A 23,869-nucleotide genomic window follows, 5' to 3' on the forward strand; every position below is an offset into this window, starting at 1 on the left:
CGGCAGATGGATCGGCGCGGTCATGATCATGTCGCCCATCTGCCGGCCGCCCGACCGGGCGAGCCGTCTTTTCGTTGAGAGTTTGCAGGGTTCGTGCCGGTTCGGCGGCGGGCTTACGTCAATCGACGTATAGGGTGTCCAGCAGGCTTGGTCGAAAGTCGAAGCGAGGACCAGACGGGGCAACGGGCCTCGGCCTCCAGACAAAACGGGGAACCACAGATGTCGCAGATCATCGATCGGCGTCGCACGACGCTTGCTGCCGTTCTCGGCGCGCTTCTCGCTTCCACGGCGTCCGGTTACGCCGCCGATGACACCATCAAGGTCGGCGTGCTGCATTCGCTGTCGGGCACCATGGCCATTTCCGAAACCACGCTGAAGGACACCGTCCTCTATCTCATCGACGAGCAGAACAAGAAGGGCGGCGTGCTCGGCAAGAAGCTGGAGGCCGTGGTGGTCGACCCGGCGTCCAACTGGCCGCTGTTCGCCGAAAAGGCGCGCGAACTGATCTCGCAGGACAAGGTGTCGGTGGTGTTCGGCTGCTGGACGTCGGTCAGCCGCAAGTCGGTGCTGCCGGTGTTCAAGGAACTCAACTCGATCCTGTTCTATCCCGTTCAATACGAGGGCGAGGAATCGGAGCGCAACGTCTTCTACACCGGCGCTGCTCCCAACCAGCAGGCCATTCCCGCAGTCGACTACCTGATGAAGGAAGAAGGCGTGCAGCGCTGGGTGCTGGCCGGCACCGACTATGTCTACCCGCGCACGACCAACAAGATTCTCGAGGCCTATCTCAAGGCCAAGGGTGTTGCCGCCGACGACATCATGATCAACTACACGCCGTTCGGTCACTCCGACTGGCAGTCGATCGTCGCCGACATCAAGAAATTCGGCTCGGCCGGCAAGAAGACCGCCGTGGTCTCGACCATCAACGGCGACGCCAATGTGCCCTTCTACAAGGAACTCGGCAACCAGGGCATCAAGGCCGAGGACATCCCGGTGGTCGCCTTCTCGGTCGGTGAGGAAGAGCTGGCCGGCATCGACACCAAGCCACTGGTCGGTCACCTTGCCGCCTGGAACTATTTCCAGTCGATCGACAACGACGCCAACGCCACCTTCATCGACGGTTGGCACAAGTTCATCAAGAACGACAAGCGCACCACCAACGACCCGATGGAAGCCACCTATGTCGGCTTCAACGCCTGGGTGAAGGCGGTGGAAGCGGCCGGCACTACCGACGTCGATCCGGTGATCGATACGCTGGTCGGCACCACCGTGCCCAACCTGTCGGGCGGCTACGCCACCATCATGCCGAACCACCACATCACTAAGCCGGTGCTGATCGGCGAAATCCAGGATGATGGTCAGTTCGACATCGTGTCGGAGACGGCGCCGGTGGTCGGCGACGAATGGTCGGATTACCTCGAAGGCTCCAAGGACCTGATCTCCGATTGGCGCAAGCCGCTGTCTTGCGGCAACTTCAACGTCGCCACGGGCAAGTGCGGCGGCAATTCCTGACCACCCGCACTCCCTCCGTCCGGGGCTGCCCCTGGCCCCGGACGGGCACCGACATGTCCGCCGATCATCTCGACTCAAGCCGGTTTGACGGCGGCGACTCAAGCGGACCGAAACGGACTTGCCATGAGTTTTTTGCGCCTCCTTGCCATCTGGGCGATCCTGATCCTCGGGCTTCAGCCGGCGCTGGCCGATCGCATCGCCGATGCCGATCTGGCGCCTCGCGTCGCCGCTCTCGGAAGCGGCGGCTTCGACGCGGCCGAACAGGCCATTGCCGATCTCGCCGGGACGGGCGACGACCGTGTGCCGACCATCCTCGACCGCCTCGGCGAAGGCGAGTTGATGGTGCGCAAGACCGACGGTGCGGTGTTCTTCGCCGAAAAGGCGGGCAAGGATTTTCGCCTCACCGATCCCGTGACCGGTGCCGATGCCGGTTTGGCGCCGAAGGCGACTCTGGAGAAGGTGAAGGTCAACAATCGCATCCGCCGCGCCATCGCCTCGGCGGTGGGAGCGCTGACGCTGATGAGCTCCGATCCCGTGGTGCGCCGGTCAGCGGCCGAAGCGGTGATGAAGTCGGCGGACGCAGCCGCCATTCCCGCGCTCGACAAGGCGATCGCCGCCGAGACCGTTGCCGATGTCCGTGCGGCCATGATGGCGGCACGTGCCACCGCTCTCCTCGCCTCCGACGCTCCCGAGGCTGACAAGGTGGCTTCCATCGCCGCCATCGCCGATTTCGGCAGCCGCGACGCCCTCGGCTTCCTGTCCGGCTATACCACCGCCGACGGCGCGGTTGGTGAGGCCGCCCGCAAGGCCGCGGCGGCGATCGAGAGCCGGCTGATGCTGTGGGATATCGGCCAGAATCTTTGGTATGGCCTGTCGCTCGGCTCGGTACTGCTGCTTGCCGCCATCGGCCTCGCCATCACCTTCGGCGTGATGGGCGTCATCAACATGGCGCACGGCGAGATGGTGATGCTCGGCGCCTATGCGACCTTCACCGTGCAGGAGGCGATTCGTACCTTCTGGCCGGATCTTTTCGATTACTCGCTTCTGATCGCGCTACCGGCCGCCTTCCTGACCGCCGCGCTGGCCGGCATCCTGATCGAACGATCGATCATCCGCTGGCTCTACGGCCGGCCGCTTGAGACGTTGCTCGCCACCTGGGGCGTATCGTTGATCCTGCAGCAGGCGGTTCGCTCGCTTTATGGCGCCAACAACCGCGAGGTCGGCAACCCCTCGTGGATGTCGGGCTCCTTCGCCCTGGGTGACATCCAGGTTACCTGGACAAGGCTCTGGATCATCCTGTTTGCGCTCGCTGTGTTTCTGACGCTGATCGCCGTTCTGAAGCGCACCCGGCTCGGCCTCGAAATGCGAGCCGTGACCCAGAACCGCCAGATGGCCGCCGCCGTGGGCATCCGTACGCCTCTGGTCGACGCTTTGACCTTCGGCCTCGGCTCGGGCATTGCCGGCCTTGCCGGCGTGGCGCTCAGCCAGATCGACAACGTGTCGCCCAACCTCGGGCGCGGCTACATCATCGACAGCTTCATGGTGGTGGTGTTCGGCGGTGTCGGCAATCTCTGGGGCACACTGGTCGGCGCGCTGACGCTCGGCGTCGCGAACAAGCTCCTGGAGCCCTATGCCGGCGCCGTACTCGGCAAGATCATCCTGCTGGTTGCCATCATCCTGTTCATCCAGAAGCGGCCGCGTGGCCTGTTCGCCCTGAAGGGCAGGGCGGTGGAGGCATGATTACGTCCTTCCTCATCAACAGCCTCGATCGGCGCGGACGCTTTGTCGTCGGACTACTCGTCCTGCTGGCTCTGCTGGTTCCGGCGGGCAACCTGCTGGTACCGGAGGCGAATGCCTTCCACGTATCGACCTACCAGCTCACCCTCTGCGGCAAGTATCTGACTTACGCACTCCTGGCGCTGTCGGTCGATCTCGTCTGGGGTTATTGCGGCATACTGTCGCTCGGCCACGGCGCCTTCTTCGCGCTCGGCGGCTATGCCATGGGCATGTACCTGATGCGGCAGATCGGAGCGCGCGGGGTCTATGCCGATCCGGTGCTGCCCGACTTCATGGTGTTCCTCAACTGGAAGGAACTACCCTGGTTCTGGCACGGCTTCGACATGGCCTGGTACGCCTTCCTGATGGTGATGCTGGTGCCGGGCGTCCTCGCCTTCCTGTTCGGCTGGCTGTCGTTCCGCAGCCGGGTCACCGGCGTCTATCTCTCCATCATCACCCAGGCGCTCACCTATGCTCTGCTGCTCGCCTTCTTCCGCAACGACATGGGATTTGGCGGCAACAACGGCCTTACCGACTTCAAGGATATCCTCGGCTTCCCGATTCAGGCGCCGGGGACCCGCGCCGCATTGTTCGCCGCCTCGGCGTTGATGCTGGCGCTCGGCTTCGTCGTAGCATCGGCCGTCGTCCGCTCCAAGCTCGGCAAGGTGCTGGTGGCCATCCGCGATGCCGAGAGCCGTACACGTTTCATCGGCTACCGGGTCGAGCACTACAAGCTGTTCGTCTGGACGCTCAGCGCCGTGATGGCCGGCATCGCCGGAGCGCTCTACGTGCCGCAGGTCGGCATCATCAATCCCTCGGAATTCGACCCCGCCGCCTCCATCGAGGCCGTGATCTGGGTTGCGGTCGGCGGCCGGGGCACCCTCATCGGTCCGCTGATCGGCGCCGTGGCCGTCAACTTCGGCAAAACCTGGTTCACCGGCGTCCTGCCCGAGGTCTGGCTTTACGCACTGGGGGCGCTGTTCGTGGTGGTGACGCTGTTCCTGCCGCGCGGCCTCGTCGGTCTCTGGGACAGGGCAGTGACCGGACGGGCGAAGCCGGTAAAGGACGTGGACGGTTCCGAACGGCAGGCGGGAGAAGCGGCATGACCGACAAGGCGGAAGGCTCGCTCCTCTATCTCGACGACGTCTCGGTATCCTTCGATGGCTTCAGGGCGATCAATCGCCTGTCACTGGTGCTGGAGCCCGGCGAGATGCGGGCGATCATCGGCCCCAATGGCGCCGGCAAGACGACGATGATGGACATCATCACGGGCAAGACGCGGCCCGATACCGGCGACGTGCTGTTCGACGGCTCCGTCGACCTCACCCGCCTCGACGAGGCGGCCATCGCCAATCTCGGCATCGGCCGCAAGTTCCAGAAGCCGACGGTGTTCGAGAGCCACAGCGTCGAGGACAACATCGCCCTGGCGCTGAAGAGCCGGCGGGGTGCCTTCGCAGCATTGTTCCACCGTCGCTCGGCTGCCGAACAGGAGCGCATCGATGGGTTGCTCTCGACCATCCGCCTTGCCGACAAACGGCACCTTCTCGCCGCCCGTCTGTCGCACGGCCAGAAGCAATGGCTGGAGATCGGCATGCTGCTCGCCCAGGAGCCCCGCCTTCTCCTGGTCGACGAGCCGGCGGCCGGCATGACCGACGCCGAGACGGCGGAAACGGCAATCCTGCTCAAGGAGATCGCCAAGACGCAGTCGGTGGTGGTGGTCGAGCACGACATGACCTTCGTCCGAGCCCTGGGCGTCAAGGTCACCGTGCTGCACGAGGGATCAGTGCTGGCCGAAGGCTCGCTCGATGCCGTGTCGGCGAACCCCAGGGTGATCGAGGTCTACCTCGGGCGGTGAAGGAACTGAGTTCATGCTGAACGTCGAAGCTGTCGACCTCCACTATGGTGCCGCCCAGGCGCTCAGGAAGGTATCTCTATCCGCCACCGCCGGGCGCGTCACGGCGGTGCTCGGCCGCAATGGGGTTGGAAAAACCTCGCTGATGCGGGCGATCGCAGGATTGCAGGCGATCTCCGGCGGCACGATCCGCCTCGATGGCGGGGATCTCACCGGCCTTTCACCCTACGAGCGGGTACGGCGCGGGGTCGCCATCGTGCCGCAGGGGCGCGAGATCTTCCCCCTGCTGACGGTCGAGGAAAATCTCCAGACCGGCTTCGCCACGCTGAAACGGGCCGACCGCTACGTGCCCGACATGGTCTACGACCTTTTCCCGGTGCTCAAAGACATGCTGCGTCGTCGCGGTGGCGATCTCTCGGGCGGACAGCAGCAGCAACTTGCCATAGGCAGGGCGCTGGTGACGCGGCCACGTCTCCTCGTTCTCGACGAACCGACCGAGGGCATTCAGCCGTCGATCATCAAGGACATCGGTCACGCCATCACCTTCCTGCGCCGACAGGGTGACATGGCCATCGTTCTGGTGGAGCAGTACTTCGATTTCGCCAAGGAGCTCGCCGACGAGTTCGTGGTCATGGAGCGCGGCGAGGTGGTGATATCGGGCAGTCGCGAGACCATGGACGAGGAGGCGGTGCGCGGCAGGATCGCCGTGTGACCGTCGGGCGAGACCGACACGGTCTTGAAAAGCTGCCCGGCGCGTGCGATTTCCTGCTGGAACGTCCCGATGCAAGCGGAAGCCCCGGGGGCAATATGCGACTGACCAGCTATTCCAACTATTCGTTGCGCGTGCTGCTGGCCGCCGCTGCCCGCTCGCCGCGGCTCACCACCATCCGTGAAGTGGCCGACGCATTCGATCTGCCACAGTCGCATCTCGTGAAATGCGTCCACCAGCTCGGTACCTGGGGATACCTCGAGACGGTGCGCGGAAATCGAGGCGGCTTTCGTCTCAAGCGCCCAGCGGCATCGGTGTCGATCGGCGAAGTCGTCCGCCGGACCGAGGACGGGCTTTCCGTGGTGGAGTGCCTCGACCCCGAAACCAACACCTGTCCGTTGACCGATCGCTGCCGCATGAGCCAGGTGCTGCGCCGGGCCACCGACGCGTTTCTCGACGTGCTTGATCGGTTGACGCTCGCCGACGTCGCCGGCAGTGAAGCCGATTTCCGCGCTTTGCTCGATGGAGCCGCGCCGGAACGTCGGGTTCCCACCGCCGCCTGCAGCGGTGAACCGACCGTTATGCGGGTCTGATCGTCTCTTTTTTAGTGGTTTCTGATCGTTAAGCGGACGAGAGCGCGGGTGGGCGCGCGTGGCCGATGAGGATGTCGGCAACCGTGATTGTCGCGAGTTCGTCGCGCATGGCCCGATAAGCCTGGGCGCAGGCGCCAGCCAGTGGACAGTTTTCGCAGGCCCTGGCATCGGCGCGGCCGCAGACGCGCATGTCGTCTTCCGGCTCGAACAGGTCGATCACCGACAACACAGAAATTTCAGCGGCCGGCCGGCTGAGGCAATAGCCGCCGCCGCGACCGCGGCGGCCGACCAGAAGGCCGGCGCGGGCCAGAGCATTGCAGGAGCGGATGACGCGCGCCTCCGGCATGCCGAGCCGGTCGGCCATCTCCGGCAGCGTCACCGCCTCGCCATCGCCGCAGATCATCAGGATACGAAGGGCGCCGTGGGTCACGGCGTTGATTTTCATGGCGACCTTCCTCCAAAGGTATATTGACTGTATAGCTTTACATCGCTAGTTCTGTCCATGTCGATTGTCGGAGGGGGAATCCGACGGTCCGCCGGTCTCAACCGGCCACGGGGGTCGTAAAGATGGTGCTCGTTCCTGCCGTCGCTGTCGGTGTTCATCGCCGAAAGCGGGCGGTCGACGCTGCTCGTTCGTCCTCCGGATCGATGAGTTCTGCCCTCCGCCGCCTTGCTGGCGTCGTGGCGAGCCCTTGAGGAAGAACGCGGCGGCTCAGGCGCGACAGACGCGAGAGGGGTCGCCTTCGCTGAGAGGATGTCGGCCATCATGTTCGATCAGACATTCGTGGAGTTGTCGCGCTGGCAGTTCGCCGCCACGGCAATGTACCACTTCATCTTCGTGCCGCTGACGCTGGGGCTCACCTGGCTGCTTGTCATCATGGAAACCGTCTATGTGATGACCGGCAAGGAAATCTACCGGGACATGACCAAGTTCTGGGGCAAGCTGTTCGGCATTAACTTCGCCTTGGGCGTCACGACCGGTCTCACCATGGAGTTCCAGTTCGGTACCAACTGGTCCTACTACTCGCATTATGTGGGCGACATCTTCGGTGCGCCGCTGGCCATTGAAGGCCTGATGGCCTTCTTCCTCGAGTCGACCTTCATCGGTCTGTTCTTCCTCGGCTGGGAGAGGCTTACCAAGCGTCAACACCTCGCGGTCACCTTCCTGACGGCGTTGGGCTCCAACCTTTCGGCGCTCTGGATCCTGGTCGCCAACGGCTGGATGCAGAATCCGATCGGCTCCCTCTTCTCGCCCCAGACGATGCGCATGGAGATGCAGTCCTTCGCCGAGGTGCTGTTCAATCCTGTGGCCCAGGTCAAGTTCGTCCACACGGTCGCCGCCGGCTACACCACCGCGTCGATGTTCGTGCTCGGCATATCCGCTTGGTATCTGCTCAAGGGGCGCGACGTCGCCTTCGCCAAACGGTCGTTTGCCGTCGCCGCCGGCTTCGGTCTTGCTTCCTGCCTTTCGGTGATCGTGCTGGGCGACGAAAGCGGCTATGAGCTCGGCGACGTGCAGAAGGTCAAGCTTGCCGCGATCGAGGGCGAGTGGGAGACCCAGCCGGCTCCGGCCCCCTTCAACCTGATCGGCTTCCCCTCGCAGGAGGAGAAAGCCACCCGTGGCGCGATCGAGATTCCCTATGTTCTCGGCCTGATCGCCACGCGCTCGCTCGACAAGCCGGTAGCCGGCCTCAACGACCTGCGCGAGGAGCATCTCGCCCGTATCCGCTCCGGCCAGGAGGGCTACGCGGCGATGATGAAGATCCGTGGTGGCGACACCACCCCGGAGACGCGCGCGGTCTTTGACGCCCACGCCAAGGACATCGGCTTCGGCCTGCTCTTGAAGCAGTTCGTCGAGGATCCGGCCACAGCCACCGAGGAGCAAGTTCAGGCCGCCGCCGATGGGACCATTCCCAAGGTCTGGCCGCTGTTCTGGGCCTTCCGCTTCATGGTCGGTTTCGGCTTCATCATGCTGGTCATCTTCGCCTCGGCTTTCTACGTCAGCGCCCGGCGCAGCCACGAGCAGAATCGTTGGCTGCTGAGGGCTGCGTTGTGGGCCATCCCGCTGCCCTGGCTTGCCTGTGAGCTCGGGTGGTTCGTCGCCGAGTTCGGCCGGCAGCCCTGGGCCATCGGCGAGGTGCTGCCGACCTTCCTCGGCACGTCGAGCCTGACGACGACCGATCTGATTTTTTCGTTGACCGGCTTCCTGGTGCTCTACACCGGCCTGCTGGTGATCGAGGTCTATCTGATGTTCAAGTTCGCTCGTCTCGGCCCGAGCTCGCTCGGCACCGGCCGCTATCACTTCGAGACCGAGATGCCGGAACCGATTCGCGTCGCAGCGGCAGAGTGAGGACACCACCATGTTCGATTATGAAATCCTGAAGTTCATCTGGTGGATTCTGGTCGGCGCGCTGCTGATCGGTTTCGCCATCACCGACGGCATGGACATGGGCGTGGGCTCGCTTCTGCCCTTTGTCGCCAAGACCGACGCCGAGCGGCGGGTCGCCATCAATACGGTTGGCCCGCACTGGGACGGTAATCAGGTGTGGCTGATCACCGCCGGCGGCGCCATCTTCGCTGCCTGGCCCGCCGTCTATGCCGCAGCCTTCTCGGGCTTTTACATGGCGATGCTCCTGGTGCTGTTCGCCCTGTTCTTCCGGCCCGTCGGCTTCGACTATCGCTCGAAGCTCGACAGCCCGAAGTGGCGCAATGCCTGGGATTGGGGGCTGTTCGCCGGCGGTGCCATTCCGGCGCTGATCTTCGGCGTCGCCTTCGGCAACCTGCTGCAGGGCGTACCCTTCCGTCTCGATGAACTCCTGCGCGCCCATTACCAGGGCTCGTTTATCTTCGCCTTGCTGCCGCTGCTCAACCCCTTCGCGCTGCTGGCCGGCCTCATTTCGCTCGGCATGCTCGTCGCGCATGGTGCCGTCTGGCTGCAGCTCCGCGCCTCCGGCGCAGTGGCGGCGCGGTCGCGGGCGTTGGCGGTTCGGCTGTCGCCGGTGATCGCGGTGTTGTTCGCCGTCGCCGGCGTCTGGGTGTGGCTCGGCATCGACGGCTATCGCATCGTGTCGCAGCCGCCGCTCGATGCCATGCCCAACCCGCTCAACAAGCAGGTCGTGGTGGCGTCCGGGGCGCTGCTCGATATCTACACGACCATGCCGATCGCCATCCTTGCGCCGATCGTCGGTCTCCTCGGCCCGCTGCTGACAGCTCTGCTGGCAAAAGTCGAGCGGCCCGGTTTTGCCTTCGTCACGTCGGCGTTCGGCATGGCGGGGATCATCGGCACGGCCGGCCTCTCGATGTTCCCCTTCGTGATGCCGTCGAGCCTCGATCCAAACTCCAGCCTGACCGTGTGGGACGCCACGTCCAGCCATTTGACGCTCAACGTCATGTTCTGGGCAGTCATCATCTTCCTGCCGATCGTGCTCGCCTATACCGTCTGGTGCTACTGGCGGATGTGGGGACGCGTGACGGCGGAAGAGATCGATGCTCGTTCGCATTCGGCCTACTGAGAGGGGAGAGCAGACAATGTGGTATTTTGCCTGGATCCTTGGCGTTACGGCCGCGGCGGCAATTGGCGTGATCAACGTCATGTGGTTTGAGTTCCAGGACGGCCTCGACGCGTCCGAGTGAATAACCCCGGCGGCGATATCGCCGCCGGACTCTTCAGGCCGGCTCGTCTTCTCCCGGCCTTTCAGAGCGGCCGGTACGGTCGTCCCACCCACCGTGCCGGCTGGCTCTTTTCTCGATCGCGCCCAAGTGAAGGCCACCGCCCTTGCGGATCCGATGGGCGCGTGGCAATCGGGCTTGCCATCTTCGTTGTGCCGTCCTTCCGCATGAGCAAACCCGAGACCCTACTCGACGATCTTTCGGCCGATGTACGCAAGGAGACGGCGCTGCTTCTTGCCGCCGCCGTCGCCGAGGGCCTGCTGGGGGTAGCAGCCGCCTTCCTCGCCGCTCGCATCATCAACTCTGCGGTGTTCGAAGGCGCCGATCTGGCCACCGTTCTTCCGGGGCTTGCCCAACTTCTCGGCGTCGCCTTTCTCAGGGCGGTCATCGCCTATGCCGGTGCCCAGGCCGGTTTCGAGGCGGCGGCACGGGCCCGGCAAGGCCTGTTCGCTCGTCTTCTCGACCATGTTGCCGCACTGGGGCCGGTACGGCTTTCGGGCACTGCGACCGGTGATGTCGCCACGACGTTGACGGACGCCGTCGCCGGCATCGAACCTTATTGGCGGCAATGGCTGCCAGCAACCGCCACTGGTGCGGTGCTTCCGATCGCCATTCTTCTCGCCGTGCTGCCGGTGGACTGGCGCTCGGCGGCGGTCTTTGCACTGACGTTGCCGCTGTTACCCCTGTTCATGGTGCTGGCCGGGCGCTCGGCCGAGCGGGCCAGCCAGCGGCAATGGGCATCGATGGCCCGGCTTGGCGGGCACCTTCTCGACGCGGTGGCCGGCCTCGCCGATCTTGTGCTGCTCGGTGCAGCCAGGCGCGAGGTCGCCTTGGTCGCCAAGACGGCCGACGCTTATCGGCGCGAAACCATGAAGGTATTGCGCCTCGCCTTCCTTTCGGCGCTGGTGCTCGAGTTCTTCGCCACCGTTTCCATCGCGGTGACGGCGGTGCTGGTGGGTTTCCGACTCCTCTGGGGCGAAATCGCCTTCATCGACGGTCTTACCGTATTGCTGCTCGCCCCGCTGTTCTACGCCCCGCTCCGGACGCTGGGCATCGAGCGGCACGCTCGCATGGAAGCGCTGGCTGCCGCCGACCGGCTGGCCAGCTTCCTGGCGCGGCCGGTGTCCAAGCGGGTCGGAACCCGGCCATTCGTCGCTGGCGACGCGGTCTCGGTGCGTTTCGACTGCGTCTCGGCCAGCTATGGAGACGGCCGGCTTGCTCTCGATGGCGTCAGCTTTGACATCCGCGCCGGCGAACAGGTGGCAATCGTCGGCGAGACTGGCGCCGGCAAGTCGACGATCCTGTCGTTGATCGCTGGGTTCCTGGAACCCGCGGCGGGAACCATCCTGATCGACGGCCGGCCGCTCGCGTCCCTCGATCTCGATGATCTCAGGCGCCACATCGCTTTCCTGCCGCAACGTGCCTTCCTGTTCGACACGACCATCGCCGAGAATGTCGCGATGGGGCGTGCCGGCGATGTGGCTGCGGCGCTTCGGGCGGCTCGTGCCGATGATTTCGTCGCCCGTCTTCCCAATGGCGTCGAAAGCCGGCTTGGCGAAGGCGGCGCCGGCCTGTCCGGCGGCGAGGCCCAACGGCTGATGCTGGCGCGCGCCTTGTTCGCACCGGCGCCGCTCGTGCTGATGGACGAACCCACCGCCCATCTCGACGCCGCCACCGAGGCCGCCGTAGGGGAAGCGATCGCCACCCTTTCCGCCGGTCGCACACGCCTCACCATCGCCCACCGCCTCAAGACGGTGGAGGCCGCCGATCGGGTGCTTGTTCTGGCTGGCGGGCGGCTTGTCGAGGAAGGGACACCGGCCGAGCTCAAGGCGCGCGGCGGCGCGTTCGACGCCATGCTGGCAAAGCTGGAAACCGGGGGCGCGCCGTGAAGGACCTGATCCGCCTCCTTGGTCTCTACCGGCGACACCTCGGCTGGATCCTGCTGTCGATGCTGGTGTCTCTCGTCGCGACGCTCGCCAATGCCGGCTTGATGGCGGCCTCAGGCTGGTTCATCACCGCCATGGCCGCGGCGGGTCTTGCCGGCGTTACCATGAACTACTTCACGCCGGCGGCGATCATCCGGGGTCTGGCCATTCTTCGTACCGGTGGCCGCTATGTCGACCGGATCGTCGGCCATGAGGCGACCTTGCGCCTTCTCGCCGACATCCGTACCCATCTGTTCGCAAGAATGGTACCGCTCGCTCCGGCCGCCCTCGACGACCTCCGCTCAGGCGATCTGCTCGCTCGACTCAAGGCTGACATCGATCGGCTGGAGCTGACCTTCCTGCGGTTTCTGTCGCCGCTGACGGTCGCCCTTTTGACGCTTGTCGCCGTCGGGTTTGTCCTCTTCCTTTATGACGGCCCGCTATCGGCGGGAGTCCTCGCTGTTCTCCTCGGTTGCGGTCTTCTGGCGCCGGCGCTTGCCGCCGCTGCGACGGCTGATCCGGGACGAACTCTGACGGCCCGTTCGGCCGATCTTCGCAGGCTGGTCGTCGATGATCTCTCCGGCCTCATGCCGCTGATCGCAACGGGCGCTTTTGTCGGCCACCGCGACCGGCTCGTTACGGCCATGTTCGAACTGGTCCAGGCTGAACGCTGGCTCGCCCGCCGTGCGGCCCTTGGACAGGCGCTCGGCCGCCTCTCCGGCGATCTCGCGCTGATCGTGGCGTTGTTCGTCGGTGTGCCGCTCGTTGCCGCCGGCCGCATGGTCGGCCCGGAGCTGACCATGGCGGCACTCCTGTCGCTATCGGCCGCCGAGGCCTTCATGGGGTTGCCGGCAGCCTTTCTCGGTCTTTTCCCGACGCTCGCCTCGGCGCGGCGACTGTTCGCCATCCTTGACCGCAAGCCGCCGGTCATAGATCAAGCAACCAAGCCATTGCCCGAAGGGCGGGATCTCCGCCTCGACGGCGTGACGCTTCGCTACCTCGGCAACTTGCGGCCGGCTCTCGACGACATCAGCCTCGAAATACCATTCGGGACTCACGTGGCTCTGGTCGGCGAGAGTGGTGCCGGCAAGTCGTCGGTCGTCGCTCTTCTCGCTCGGCTGCGTGATCCGGATGCCGGCAAAATCCGGCTCGGTGGCCTGCCGCTCACCGAACTGGCACTCGCCGATGCCCGCCGGGTGGTCGGCGTGGTGCCGCAGAAGCCGCATCTCTTCACGTTGACGCTCGAGGAAAATCTCCGCCTCGGTCGTCCCTCGGCGACAGCCGACGAGCTCGCTGCGGCAATCGAGATGGCTGGTCTCACCGAGTTCGTTTCCAGACTGCCGCAAGGGTTGGCCACGCCCGTTGGCGTTGCCGGTACGACATTGTCAGGTGGTGAGGCGCGTCGTGTCGCCATTGCCCGCGTGTTGCTGCTCGACCCCGATATTCTCATCCTAGACGAGCCCGGCGAAGGGCTCGATCCGGAAACCGAGGCCGCCGTCCTGGATCGGGTGCTGAACCGGATGAGCGGGCGAACGGTCATCCTGGTCACCCATGCCCATGCTGCGCTCCATCGCATGGATCGCGTGGTGGAACTCGATAGCGGTCGGATTGTTGCGAATCGCCTGCCTTAGGCAGTCTGACGGAGGGCACAGTGCTTGTGTGCTCATCGCGGCCATGCTAAGGGGCGGCGAACCTTTTGGGAGAGCTCTCATGCTCCTCGGCCACGATCAGCGACGACGACGCGACGCACGCGCTTTTGAGCGCGCTTTCGCGTCTTCCTGCGCCTGATCGGTCGACCTCGGGGTTTGCGGATCGATGGCGCCGCACCCCGCTTTTCCACGGTTCGACATGACCGCCATCGATCTCTCGCTTGCCCGCTCCCTCGACAGCTTTGCGCTGGAGGATGTCGTCTTTCGCCCTGAGGTGGCTGAAGATGCCGTTGCCATCGACGCCATTCACGACGTGACCTTCGGTCCCGGCCGTTACAGCCGCACCGCCTTCCGGCTGCGCGAAGGCCACGCGCCCGACGGCCCCACCAGCCTCGTCGCCGTCTACCGGGGCAATGTCATTGGTTCGGTACGGCTTACCGCCATCGCGGTAGGCGAAACGCCGGCGCTGCTGCTCGGCCCGCTGGCCGTGCTGCCGGCGCTCAAGAGTCTCGGCGTCGGCAAAGCCCTGATGCGCCTGTCCATGGAAGCGGCACGCCAGCGGCACCATCGGCTGGTCGTCTTGGTCGGCGACCTTCCCTACTACTGGCCGTTTGGCTTCCGCGTCGTGCCAACTGGCCGGTTGGAGCTGCCGGGGCCCGTCGATCCGGCCCGTCTCTTGTGGGCCGAGCTGACCCCGGGCGCCTCCGATGACGTTGCAGGTCCGGTCAGGGCGACCGGTCCGGCCGTCTGACCGACTTGATCGCTATCGGCTTTCCCGCCACCACAAACCGCCGACTGCCAGTAGCAACAGGGCTGCGGCGAGAAGTCCGAGATAGACCGGCACCGTCTCGATGCCGGCCACCTCGTAGGCTTCCGACGCCTTGAAGCCGATCCATCCGTCGCCCGAATAGGTGCCGGCGGCCTGGCGTCGCAAGGCCACCGCCGGGACCGCCAACGGCCCGCCGGCTTCGGCTCTCAGCCGGATGGCCGCGCCGCCCGTCGCCTCGGCGATCGGCCGTGTCGGCTCGGTGGTCGACACGAGCGCTCGGAACTCACGCGGGTTGGCGGGGCCGACATGGGCGAGGGCGGTCAGCGTGCCGTCGGTCGCCTTGTAGAGGCCGGGCAGTGGCGCGGAAAGCGTTGCGCCGAAACGGCCGGGGCCGAGAGAACTGAGGCCGGTGATGCGCTGCTCCGAGCCGTCGGGAAATGTCACGGTTACCGGCTCGGCAGTTTCCTTGAGGGTGCGCCGCTCGACGGCAAGGCGGCCGCCCTCGCCGGAGAGACGAAGCGCCTCCTCCTCGAGCTCGGGCTCGCCCATCAGCCAATGAGCGACGTTGCGTAGCAGTTCGGCGTGCGGCCCGCCGCCCTCGAAACCGCGCGCCCACAACCAGACCTGATCGCTGAGCAGCATGGCGACGCGGCCCTTGCCCTCGCGGGACAGCACGAGCAGCGGCTTGCCGTCCGGCCCGGACATCAGCGCTTCGCCGCGATTTTCATGGGTTTCGACGAGGCGGAACCAGCGCGACCAGCGGGGTGGATCGGCGTCGCCGCCCGGCAGCTCTGCCGTCACCGGATGGCGGGCGCCAAGGGGCGTGACGGCCGGACGAAATGGCGTCTCGACGACATTGCCGTTGGGGATCGCCGGAAGGAGAGGGGCGAGCGGGCTGTCGTAGACGCTGTCGGCGTTGAGCGGATCGGGACCGGCGGCCATCAGCAGGGCGCCGCCCTCGGCGACATAGCGGGCGATGTTGTCGAAGTAGAGAAGCGGCAGCACGCCACGCTTCTCGTAGCGGTCGAAAATGATCAGATCGAAGTCGCCGATCTTTTCGTCGAACAGCTCGCGGGTGGGGAAGGCGATCAGCGACAGTTCGTCGATCGGCGTGCCATCCTGCTTTTCCGGTGGCCTAAGGATGGTGAAATGAACGAGGTCGACCGAAGCGTCCGACTTCAGGAGATCGCGCCAGGTTCGCTCGCCGGCATGCGGTTCGCCCGAGACCAGCAGCACGCGCAACGCCTGTCGCACGCCGTCGATGACGGCGACCTCGGTGTTGTTGAGCGGGGAGATCTCGCCGGGGAGCGCTGGCGCCTCCACCTCGACGATGTTGTCGCCGGCATGCGGGATGGCGATGTCGACCGAGCGCTCGTCGCCGGGCGCCATGGTCAGCGTCGCAATGATTTCCCCGTCACGGCGGACGACCACCGGCACTGCCGCGCCGTTGGGTGATCGCCCGTCGTCGACGAGGCGGAAGCTGAGGCGCTGCGTCGAGCGGACAAGTGCGAACTTCGGGATGGAGGTCAGCTCGATGCGGCGGTCATACTCGTCGGGATCGCCGCTGACGAGCACGTGCACCGGAGCGGAGAAGCCGAGGCCTGCAACAGTCTTCGGCGCATCGTGGACGCGACCGTCGGTGACAAGAACGACGCCGCCGATCCGGTCGGCCGGCACGTCGGAAAGGGCGCGGGCGACGTCGGCGAAAAGGCGCGTGCCATCGGCGTTGTCGGTGGCGGCGGCCGGCACCTCGCGCAGCTCCACGCCGGAAAGCCGGGAGAGACGCTCCTTCAGTGTCGCATAGGCGGCGTCGGTATCGGCTGGCCGGCCGGCCAGCGACTGCGAGGCGCTACGGTCGGCAACCAGCGCCACCACGGACGGAAGAGTCTTGCGATCCTCGGCGACGAGCTCGGGTCTCGCCGCACCGAGAAGGAGAAGGCCGAGCGCCAGCGCTCTGAGAAGCACGCCGGGTCGACGGCGCAAGACCATCAGGGCGAGAACGGCGAGCGCCACGACGCCGCCGGCGGCGAGGATGGGAACGGGCAGAAGCGGCTCGAAGGCGATCGACCAGATCATGACGGCCTCATTCCCCCAGCCGCTCGAGGAGGGCGGGCACGTGGACCTGGTCCGCCTTGTAGCTACCGGTCAGGACGTAGATGACAATGTTGACGCCGGCCCGGAAAGCGAACTCCCTTTGGCGCGGGGCGTCGGGTACCAAGGGATGCAGGAAGGCGCCGCCGTCGTCGGCCGCCCAGGCGCCGGCAAGATCGTTGCCGGTGATCAGCAAAGGCGAGACACCGTCGGCTGCCCGTACCGGTCGCGCCTCGCCGGTGTCTTCGCGCTCGTCGTCGCCGGGGGCCTCGATCCACAGCGGTGACCCCTCGGTTCGGCCGACGAAGGCGCCGAGCAGATAGAAGGACTTGGTGAGCACGTGGTCGGAGGGCACCGGCTCAAGCGGCGGCACGTCGATCATCGCCAGCATGTCGCGGAGGCGCGCCGTGTTGGGAGAGGCGGCGGAGAAGTCGGCATCGTCGCGGCTGTCGAACAGCACGGAGCCGCCGTCCTTCATGAAGGCTTCGACGCGGGCCATGGCGGCTGCCGACGGCATCGGCGCCGCTGCGTCGATCGGCCAGTAGATCAGCGGGAAGACCGAAAGCTCTTCATGCTCCGGATCGACCGCCATCGGCTCGCCCGGCTCCAGCGACGAGTGCGACGCGATGAAGCGGGACAGCGTCGACAGGCCGGCGCGACTGGTTTCATCGACCTCCGTGACGCCTGTTTCGACATAGGCGAGCCGGGTGGCGGATAGTGCCTCCAAGAGGCGGGCGTCGTCGGCGGCATGGGCGTCGGGCCGGGTTACGAGAAGAATGAGGCCGATCGTAACGGCGGCTGTGACCGGGTGGCGCCGGCGGAATCCGCCGGCGAGCGCCGTCACTGCCAAGCCGTCGGCGAGCAGAAGCAGGAAGGCGAGGCCGAAGCCGAAAGGCGACAGGTCGATCGCCGTTTCGGTGACGAGACCGGTCCGGCGCACGCCATCGGGCAGACCGGAAAGGTCGGGCGGGGCGTAGGTCATGTCCGGCTTCAGCGGATTGAGCGCGCGGAAGCCGTCGTCACTGCCGTAAAGACCGGGCGGTGTCGATCGCGAGGGGCGGATGGCTGCCATGTTCGCCTCGCGGATGCCGGTCACGCCGGCCGCCGGCGCCGAGGCGCGGCCATAGCCGTCGAGAAGCGAGAGAGGTGGCAGCGTGGTGTTGCCGCCGACTTCGCGGACGCCGGCCTCGGCCGCACCGAGGGCGACGGTCCGGCGTAGCATCTCCACGAACACGCCGGAGATGGGCAGGTTGGACCAGCGGGTGTCGGCGGTGACATGGAACAGCACCAGCCAGCCGGCGCCGACCCGGGCGGCTGTCACCAACGGCGTACCATCGGAGAGGCTGGCCCAGGTTCGGTCGGCGAGATCGACGCCGGGCTCGGCCAGCACCTGCCGGTTCACCGTCACATCACCGGGAACCGCGAGGCCGGCATAGGGACCGTTGTCAGAAAAGCTGCCGAGCACCTGCGGCTTGCTCCAGGAAAGGGAACCGCCGAGGGCGCGGTCGCCGCGCCGGAGCGGAGCCGGCACCTCGATTTCATCGGAGGCGGCAAGTCGCGGTCCGGCGAAACGGATGAGCACGCCGCCCTTTTCCATGAAGGCGCGGGCGAGTGCTGCCTCGCTCTCGCCGAGGCGGCCGACGTCGGCCACCAGAATGGCGGCCGGCCGTCCTTCAACCGCCGTCTTGAAGGCGTCTGAAAGGGCACCCTGGCCGGTGGTGGTCACCTCGGCGAACGGAGCAAGCGCCTTCTCAAGAAAATACTCGGGCGCGATCAGCGGGCGCACGGCCTCGCTGCCGGTCGCCGTAACGATGGCGACCGATCGACGACGCCAGCGATCATCGAGAAGATGGACGCCGAGCGCCGAGTTGCCGCCGGTCACCTCGGCGCGAGCGATGTCGTTGCGGATCTCAAGCGGCAGCTCGAAGCGGACGTCGCCTCGGGCATTGCCGGCCGTCAGCGCAAAGGGCCGCTCGTCGAGAAGCCGTCCCTTTCGGTCGAGAAGGCGGAGGCCGCCTTCCGCGGGCGCACCGGCATCCGGTCGCCTGAGGTGAACGGTCACGGCGGCGCCATCCTGCTCGACGGCATCCATTGCCACGGGTGCCGGCTGGCTGGAAATCGCGAGCGTCACCGGCGCGCTGCCGGAGAGACTTGCGAGGCCTGAAAGGAAGTCATGGGCGGTGCCGTTGTCTCCCGGTTCGGGCAGAACGACGATCTCTCCGGGCGGGGTCGTCGCGGCGAGGAGGGTGAGGGCAGGCAGCAGCGGGGCGCGATCCGGCAGGATGGCACGCGGGGCGAGCGCGTTAACCCGCCGGAGTGCTTCGGCGGCGGTCGTCTGCGAGCCGATGCCGTCCGGCCCATCCGCGGTGGCGACGAGCAGCACAGGCCGCCCGGCGTCCCCGGCCTCCGCAAGAACGGCGGCGGCGGTGGCGCGTCGCTCCGGCCAGTCGGGGGCGGCGCTGGCGCCGTTGTCGATCACCAGCCACAAGGGGCCGTCGCCACGCACGATGCGCTCGGCTGGCTGAAGGATAGGGCCGGCGACCGCCAGCACGATCAGTCCGGCAATGAGAAGGCGCAGGGCGATCAGCCACCAGGGCGTACGAACCGGCGTCTCCTGGTCACGTTTTGGACGAATGATCAGGGCGAGCGGCGGGAACAGGCGCGTCACCGGGCGGGGCGGGGTCGCCTTCAGCAGCCACCAGATGGCCGGCAGCGCCAGGAGACCGAGAAGAGCCAGCGGCGCGGCAAAGGACAGCGCACTCATGCGGATCCTCCCTCCGGCGCCGAAAGCTGGCCGCAAAGGGCGATCAACGTTTCGGTTGCCGGCCGGTCGGTCCGCACCAGCATATGGCTCCAGCCTGGTCGGCAGGCGGCGACAAGATGCGCCCGGTGCTCCGCTCGGCTGGCGAGATAGGTCTCACGCCAGGCCTCGGCGCGGCCGGCGGTCAGTCGGGCGCCATTCTCGGGGTCGACGAAATCGACCCGACCGGTGAAGGGAAAGGTTTCCTCGATCGGATCGGCGATCTCGACGAGGTGGACGCGGCTCTCGAGCGTGGCAAGGTCGGCAAACAGCGCATCGCGTTCCGCCTGCGGTCCCAGGAAATCGGAGACGAGCAGGATATCGTCGCGGCGGCGCATGATCGCCGGTGCGTGGTGCGCTTCGACGGCACCCAGCCGGGCGAGCTTCATGGCAATCACCTCGGCGCCGTCGCGCCGGCTGGTCGGCTCGGCGTCGCCAACCAGGCCGACGCGCTCGCCCGCCCGCGCCAGCAGCTCGGCAACTGCCAGGGCAAGAACCAGTGCGAGGTTGGCTTTGCTGGTGTTGGCAAGCTCGGAGCGGAAATCCATGGACGCCGAGAGATCGGCCCATAGCCAGACGGTGTGGGCATTTTCATGCTCGCGCTCGCGCACGTAGAGCGTCTCGTCGCGGGCCGACCGCCGCCAGTCGATGCCACGCATGGGTTCGCCGGACAGGAACGGGCGAAATTGCCAGAAGTCTTCGCCCGGGCCGGCCCGGCGGCGGCCATGCCAACCGGCGGCCACCGTCGCGGCCACCCGACGCGCCTCGATGAGGAGGTCGGGCAAGGCGGCGGCAAGGCTGCGGGCCGTAGCGACGCCGTTTGGCGTCAGGGCGTCCTGCCCCGTCATGGCTCAGATCACCTTCGCGAGGATGAGGCCGATCACCTCGGCGACGGCGCGGCGACGGGCGCGCGCCTCGAAGGTCAGCGCCATGCGGTGCTTCAGCACAGGCACCGCCAGAGCGGCGACATCGTCGAGCGATGGCGCATAGCGGCCGGTGAGTAGAGCACGAGCACGGACGGCCAGCATCAGAGATTGGGCGGCACGGGGTCCAGGCCCCCAGGCGATGTCGCGGGCGGCGTCGGGCACCAGATCGGCGCCGGGACGGGCGCCGCGCACCAGATCGAGGATCGCTTCGACGATGCGCTCGCCGACCGGCATGCGGCGGACCAGCGCCTGCAAGTCCTGGAGCTCGCCATCGGCCAAGAGACGCTCCGCCGTCGCTTCCTCGCTACCGGTGGTTTCGATCAGGATGCGCCGCTCGGTGTCGCGGTCGGGATAGTCGAGGTCGATCTCCAGCAGGAAGCGGTCGAGCTGGGCCTCGGGCAGCGGATAGGTCCCCTCCTGTTCCAGCGGGTTTTGCGTCGCCAGTACGTGGAACGGCGCCGGGAGGTCATGGCGGACGCCGGCGACGGTGACGTGATGCTCCTGCATCGCCTGCAAGAGGGCCGACTGAGTGCGCGGAGAGGCGCGGTTGATCTCGTCGGCCATGACGAGCTGGGCGAACACCGGGCCACGGATGAAGCGGAAGGAACGGCTGCCGTCGGCTGCCTGATCCAGCACTTCCGAGCCTAGAATGTCGGAGGGCATCAGGTCGGGGGTGAACTGAATGCGCCGTTCGCTGAGCCCCAGGACAACCGCTAGGGTCTCGACCAGCTTGGTCTTGGCAAGGCCAGGCACGCCGACGATCAGGCCGTGACCGCCTGAAAGCAGCGTCACCAGCGCCGCCTCGACAGCCGCCTCCTGCCCGAAGATGACGCGGGCGATGGCGGCGCGCACGGCCGAAAGGCGCGCAAAGGCGGCGTCCGCCTCGGCGACGGCGGCGGCTGCCATCTTGATGTCTGCGTCCATCGCGGATTGCTCCTTCTTTCTTCCTCAGACGCCGGTATGCTGCTCATCCTGCGGCAGGAACCGTTCTTGCGGCTCGTTGTTTCCGTTTTTGATCGCCGGCGAGCTGGTGCCCAGCGGTCCAGTTTGACATCTCCCGCCGCGCGGCGCATCACCTTTCGGCAATGGTGCCGGAACTGGTTTCAACCCATGAGGCAAGCAAAATCAAGGCAGGCGCGACTGGCCGGGAGGCGGGCGTGATTGCAGAGGAAGTGGGCCCGGCCGAAATTCTCGCCAGGACCGGTCGCATGCGGCCGCTATCGACCGCCGGAGCATTGCGGGCGTCCGGCGAGGGACGGGTGGCGGCCAGTCTCATCGCCTCCACCGAGCCGTTGCGCGATGCCGCCGTTCTGATCGGTCTCGTCGGGCGGCAGGATTCCCGCGGTCTCGATCTTGTCATGATCCGGCGCACCGAGGGGCTCCGCGTCCATTCCGGCGAGGTGGCGTTGCCCGGTGGCAAGATCGATCCGGATGACGCGTCACCGGTCGAGGCTGCGCTACGCGAGGCGGAGGAAGAGGTCGGTCTTGACCCCTCGGCGGTCGAGCCGGTCGGCTTGCTCGCACCCTATCCGACGCCCTCTGGCTTCCGTGTCTTCCCGGTGATCGGCCTCATCAGCGGCGCTCCGGCATTGGTGCCCAATCCGGGCGAGGTGGCCGAGGTGTTTTCCGTGCCGCTCGACTTTGTGCTCGATCCCGGCAACCATCGCGAGGAGTTCTTCGAGCACGCCAGCGGGCGGCGACACTTTTTCTCGCTGCAATATGGCCGGCATCGCATCTGGGGCGTCACCGGCAACATCCTGCGTCGCTTCTACGAGGAAGTGTTCCGATGAGCCCGCCTGCCTCGATCGCCGGCGCGCCGTTCCTCGATGATCCCGCCTTTCGACGTGTGATCGCGGCGGTCGAGCAAGAGGGCGACCGGGCGCGCGTGGTCGGCGGGGCGGTGCGCAACACCCTGATCGGCGTGCCGGTCGATGATGTCGATATCGCCACGACGGCGCCGCCTGCCGAGGTCGCAGCCAGAGCAGCGGCCGCCGGACTCAAGGCAGTGCCGACCGGCATCGAGCATGGCACGGTAACGGTGGTCTCTTCCGGACGGCCGTTCGAGGTAACGACGCTCCGGGCCGACCTGGAGACCGACGGCCGGCGCGCCGTGGTCGCTTTCACCCGCGACTGGGCCGGCGATGCCGCGCGGCGCGACTTCACCATGAACGCCATCTACGCCGATGCCGACGGCACTCTGTATGATCCGGTCGACGGCATTGCCGATGCGCTGGCCGGTCGTGTCCGCTTCATCGGCGATCCCTCGGACCGAATCGAGGAGGACTATCTCCGTATTCTGCGCTTCTTTCGTTTTCATGCCCGTTATGGCCACGGCCAACTCGATGCTGCGGGTCTTGAGGCGGCCGTTCGCCTGAAGGACGGCCTCGACCGGTTATCGCGCGAGCGAATCGGCGCGGAGATGCGCAAGCTGGTGACCGCCGTCGGTGCGGTACCGGCCCTCGCCGTAATGGATGAAACGGGTATCCTCGGGCGCATATTGCCCGGCGGCGGTACCATGGCGCGCTTCTCCGCGGTGGTCGACCTGTCGGCACAACTCGGCTTACCGCTTGGCCTGGAGGCCCGACTTGCCGCTCTCGCCAATGATCGGTCGGCGCTCGCCGGGGCGCTACGCCTGTCCGGGCGGGAGGACAAGCGGCTTGGGGCGATCGTCGAGTGGAGCGGCGAACTCGCCCAACACATGGACGCACCGACAGTTCGCCTCGCCGTCATTCGCGCCGGCAATGATGTGACGGTTGTCGCACTGCTTCTCGCGGCCTTCGAACTGGGGCGTGATCCCGGTGGCGATCTTGTCTCGCTCGCCCGTGACTTTCACCCACCTAAGTCGCCCGTGACTGCCGCGCGCCTGCTTGCCGAGGGCTATGTGCCAGGGCCGGCTTTGGGGGCCGAGCTGCGTCGCCGCGAGGCTGCCTGGATCGCTGCCGGCTGTCCCGCCGAGCTCGATGGCGGCGTTTGAGGTCGGGCTGCTCAACGATCTGGCCGCCCGGAAGAATTTTTCTAGTTTTTTTCGGCGGCCGCTCTCTCCGTGACGGTTTTTTGACCGTTTGGACAACCGATAAATGGCTGTTTCTCAACGCTTATGCCGATTTCCGGATGTTTTTTCGATCTCGGCAAAGACGGTGTTGACAAGGCAGGAATGCCCCCCTATAACCCGCTCCAACGACGGCGGCGCTGCGGCGACGTGGTGCCGGCGAGTTTCTGTTGCCTGGTTCTGGTTGAGACTGGTTCAGTGTGGCGGCGGTATTGAGGGGCTTTGATCCTCTCTGTTCTTTGACAAGTGAATAGGAAGAAAGAGAAACGTGGCCGGCGCTTGGGGCTTGTCGGTGCGTGTCCTGATCCTTCGGGGTTGGGTTCGTGCCAAGAAGAGCTAAGTCCGGAGTACACGTTTCTTGAATAAGGACCGTTTCGGTTGTTCCTGAGAGGGAATGATTGGAATGGACCTCGTCAAGTGAACTTGTGATTTCGGGAAAGAACTCTTTGAACATGAGAGTTTGATCCTGGCTCAGAACGAACGCTGGCGGCAGGCTTAACACATGCAAGTCGAACGCTCGCAGCAATGCGGGAGTGGCAGACGGGTGAG

19 protein-coding genes and 1 rRNA gene are annotated in these 23,869 nt (G+C 66.2%); 15 read left to right on the plus strand and 5 right to left on the minus strand.

Annotated elements, in window-relative coordinates; genetic code table 11:
- The first annotated feature begins 219 nt into the window (after positions 1-219).
- The 6 genes from urtA (at position 220) to CXZ10_RS20585 (ending at position 6,442) form a co-directional block, all read left to right on the plus strand.
- Positions 220-1,512: an urea ABC transporter substrate-binding protein gene (urtA, locus tag CXZ10_RS20560; RefSeq protein WP_425298970.1), complete on the plus strand. Its 1,293-nt coding sequence runs from the start codon at positions 220-222 to the stop codon at positions 1,510-1,512.
- A gap of 123 nt (positions 1,513-1,635) precedes the next feature.
- Positions 1,636-3,252, plus strand: a complete 1,617-nt coding sequence (gene urtB, locus CXZ10_RS20565; protein WP_101291246.1) for an urea ABC transporter permease subunit UrtB — start codon at positions 1,636-1,638, stop codon at positions 3,250-3,252.
- Positions 3,249-4,394 carry an urea ABC transporter permease subunit UrtC gene (urtC, locus tag CXZ10_RS20570; RefSeq protein WP_101291247.1) on the plus strand — a complete coding sequence of 382 codons (1,146 nt, stop codon included), beginning with the start codon at positions 3,249-3,251 and terminating at the stop codon, positions 4,392-4,394. The genes urtB and urtC overlap by 4 nt, the downstream gene beginning before the upstream one ends.
- A complete protein-coding gene (gene urtD, locus CXZ10_RS20575) occupies positions 4,391-5,143 on the plus strand; it encodes an urea ABC transporter ATP-binding protein UrtD (protein ID WP_101291248.1) in 753 nt (250 codons plus the stop codon). Before urtC ends, urtD begins: the two co-directional genes overlap by 4 nt.
- A gap of 13 nt (positions 5,144-5,156) precedes the next feature.
- Positions 5,157-5,852, plus strand: a complete 696-nt coding sequence (gene urtE / locus CXZ10_RS20580; protein ID WP_101291249.1) for an urea ABC transporter ATP-binding subunit UrtE — start codon at positions 5,157-5,159, stop codon at positions 5,850-5,852.
- Complete coding sequence (locus CXZ10_RS20585) at positions 5,849-6,442, plus strand: RrF2 family transcriptional regulator (RefSeq protein WP_244617298.1); 594 nt, start codon at positions 5,849-5,851, stop codon at positions 6,440-6,442. The genes urtE and CXZ10_RS20585 overlap by 4 nt, the downstream gene beginning before the upstream one ends.
- Before the next feature lie 28 nt (positions 6,443-6,470).
- Here the strand turns inward: CXZ10_RS20585 and CXZ10_RS20590 are convergent, their stop codons facing one another.
- Positions 6,471-6,887, minus strand: coding sequence for an RrF2 family transcriptional regulator (locus CXZ10_RS20590; protein ID WP_101291251.1), 417 nt, complete (start codon positions 6,885-6,887; stop codon positions 6,471-6,473).
- A gap of 321 nt (positions 6,888-7,208) precedes the next feature.
- On the opposite strand from CXZ10_RS20590, the gene CXZ10_RS20595 reads away from it, so the two are divergent.
- The 6 genes from CXZ10_RS20595 (at position 7,209) to CXZ10_RS20620 (ending at position 14,436) form a co-directional block, all read left to right on the plus strand.
- Positions 7,209-8,792, plus strand: a complete 1,584-nt coding sequence (locus CXZ10_RS20595) for a cytochrome ubiquinol oxidase subunit I (RefSeq protein WP_101291263.1) — start codon at positions 7,209-7,211, stop codon at positions 8,790-8,792.
- Positions 8,793-8,802: 10 nt separating this feature from the next.
- The gene (gene cydB / locus CXZ10_RS20600) at positions 8,803-9,954 is read left to right on the plus strand and encodes a cytochrome d ubiquinol oxidase subunit II (protein ID WP_101291252.1); all 1,152 of its coding nucleotides are present in this window, start codon (positions 8,803-8,805) and stop codon (positions 9,952-9,954) included.
- 16 nt (positions 9,955-9,970) lie between these two features.
- Positions 9,971-10,075, plus strand: coding sequence for a cytochrome bd-I oxidase subunit CydX (gene cydX / locus CXZ10_RS20605; protein WP_101291253.1), 105 nt, complete (start codon positions 9,971-9,973; stop codon positions 10,073-10,075).
- Between the two features lie 161 nt (positions 10,076-10,236).
- Entirely contained in the window at positions 10,237-12,000 is a 1,764-nt protein-coding gene (gene cydD, locus CXZ10_RS20610; protein ID WP_210199976.1) for a thiol reductant ABC exporter subunit CydD, read from the plus strand.
- Positions 11,997-13,667: a thiol reductant ABC exporter subunit CydC gene (gene cydC, locus CXZ10_RS20615; RefSeq protein ID WP_101291254.1), complete on the plus strand. Its 1,671-nt coding sequence runs from the start codon at positions 11,997-11,999 to the stop codon at positions 13,665-13,667. The genes cydD and cydC overlap by 4 nt, the downstream gene beginning before the upstream one ends.
- Positions 13,668-13,884: 217 nt before the next feature.
- The gene (locus CXZ10_RS20620; RefSeq protein ID WP_101291255.1) at positions 13,885-14,436 is read left to right on the plus strand and encodes a GNAT family N-acetyltransferase; all 552 of its coding nucleotides are present in this window, start codon (positions 13,885-13,887) and stop codon (positions 14,434-14,436) included.
- 12 nt (positions 14,437-14,448) lie between these two features.
- Here CXZ10_RS20620 and CXZ10_RS20625 read toward each other — a convergent pair whose 3' ends face one another.
- From CXZ10_RS20625 to CXZ10_RS20640, 4 genes are read right to left on the minus strand one after another with little or no spacing between them, the layout of a single operon-like run.
- The gene (locus CXZ10_RS20625) at positions 14,449-16,530 is read right to left on the minus strand and encodes a hypothetical protein (protein ID WP_101291256.1); all 2,082 of its coding nucleotides are present in this window, start codon (positions 16,528-16,530) and stop codon (positions 14,449-14,451) included.
- 7 nt (positions 16,531-16,537) lie between these two features.
- Complete coding sequence (locus CXZ10_RS20630) at positions 16,538-19,309, minus strand: DUF4159 domain-containing protein (protein ID WP_101291257.1); 2,772 nt, start codon at positions 19,307-19,309, stop codon at positions 16,538-16,540.
- Positions 19,306-20,193, minus strand: a complete 888-nt coding sequence (locus CXZ10_RS20635) for a DUF58 domain-containing protein (RefSeq protein WP_101291258.1) — start codon at positions 20,191-20,193, stop codon at positions 19,306-19,308. The genes CXZ10_RS20630 and CXZ10_RS20635 overlap by 4 nt, the downstream gene beginning before the upstream one ends.
- 3 nt (positions 20,194-20,196) lie before the next feature.
- Positions 20,197-21,195 carry an AAA family ATPase gene (locus CXZ10_RS20640; RefSeq protein WP_101291259.1) on the minus strand — a complete coding sequence of 333 codons (999 nt, stop codon included), beginning with the start codon at positions 21,193-21,195 and terminating at the stop codon, positions 20,197-20,199.
- A 233-nt stretch (positions 21,196-21,428) separates the two neighbouring features.
- Between CXZ10_RS20640 and CXZ10_RS20645 the strand changes: the two genes are divergently transcribed.
- The 3 genes from CXZ10_RS20645 to CXZ10_RS20655 all read left to right on the plus strand — a co-directional run.
- Positions 21,429-22,061: an NUDIX hydrolase gene (locus CXZ10_RS20645; protein ID WP_180336112.1), complete on the plus strand. Its 633-nt coding sequence runs from the start codon at positions 21,429-21,431 to the stop codon at positions 22,059-22,061.
- The gene (locus CXZ10_RS20650) at positions 22,058-23,245 is read left to right on the plus strand and encodes a CCA tRNA nucleotidyltransferase (RefSeq protein WP_101291261.1); all 1,188 of its coding nucleotides are present in this window, start codon (positions 22,058-22,060) and stop codon (positions 23,243-23,245) included. The genes CXZ10_RS20645 and CXZ10_RS20650 overlap by 4 nt, the downstream gene beginning before the upstream one ends.
- A 523-nt stretch (positions 23,246-23,768) precedes the next feature.
- Positions 23,769-23,869, plus strand: a 16S ribosomal RNA gene (locus tag CXZ10_RS20655); the annotation flags it as partial.

Source organism: Pleomorphomonas diazotrophica (assembly GCF_002844595.1).
GTDB classification, from domain to species: Bacteria; Pseudomonadota; Alphaproteobacteria; order Rhizobiales; family Pleomorphomonadaceae; genus Pleomorphomonas; species Pleomorphomonas diazotrophica.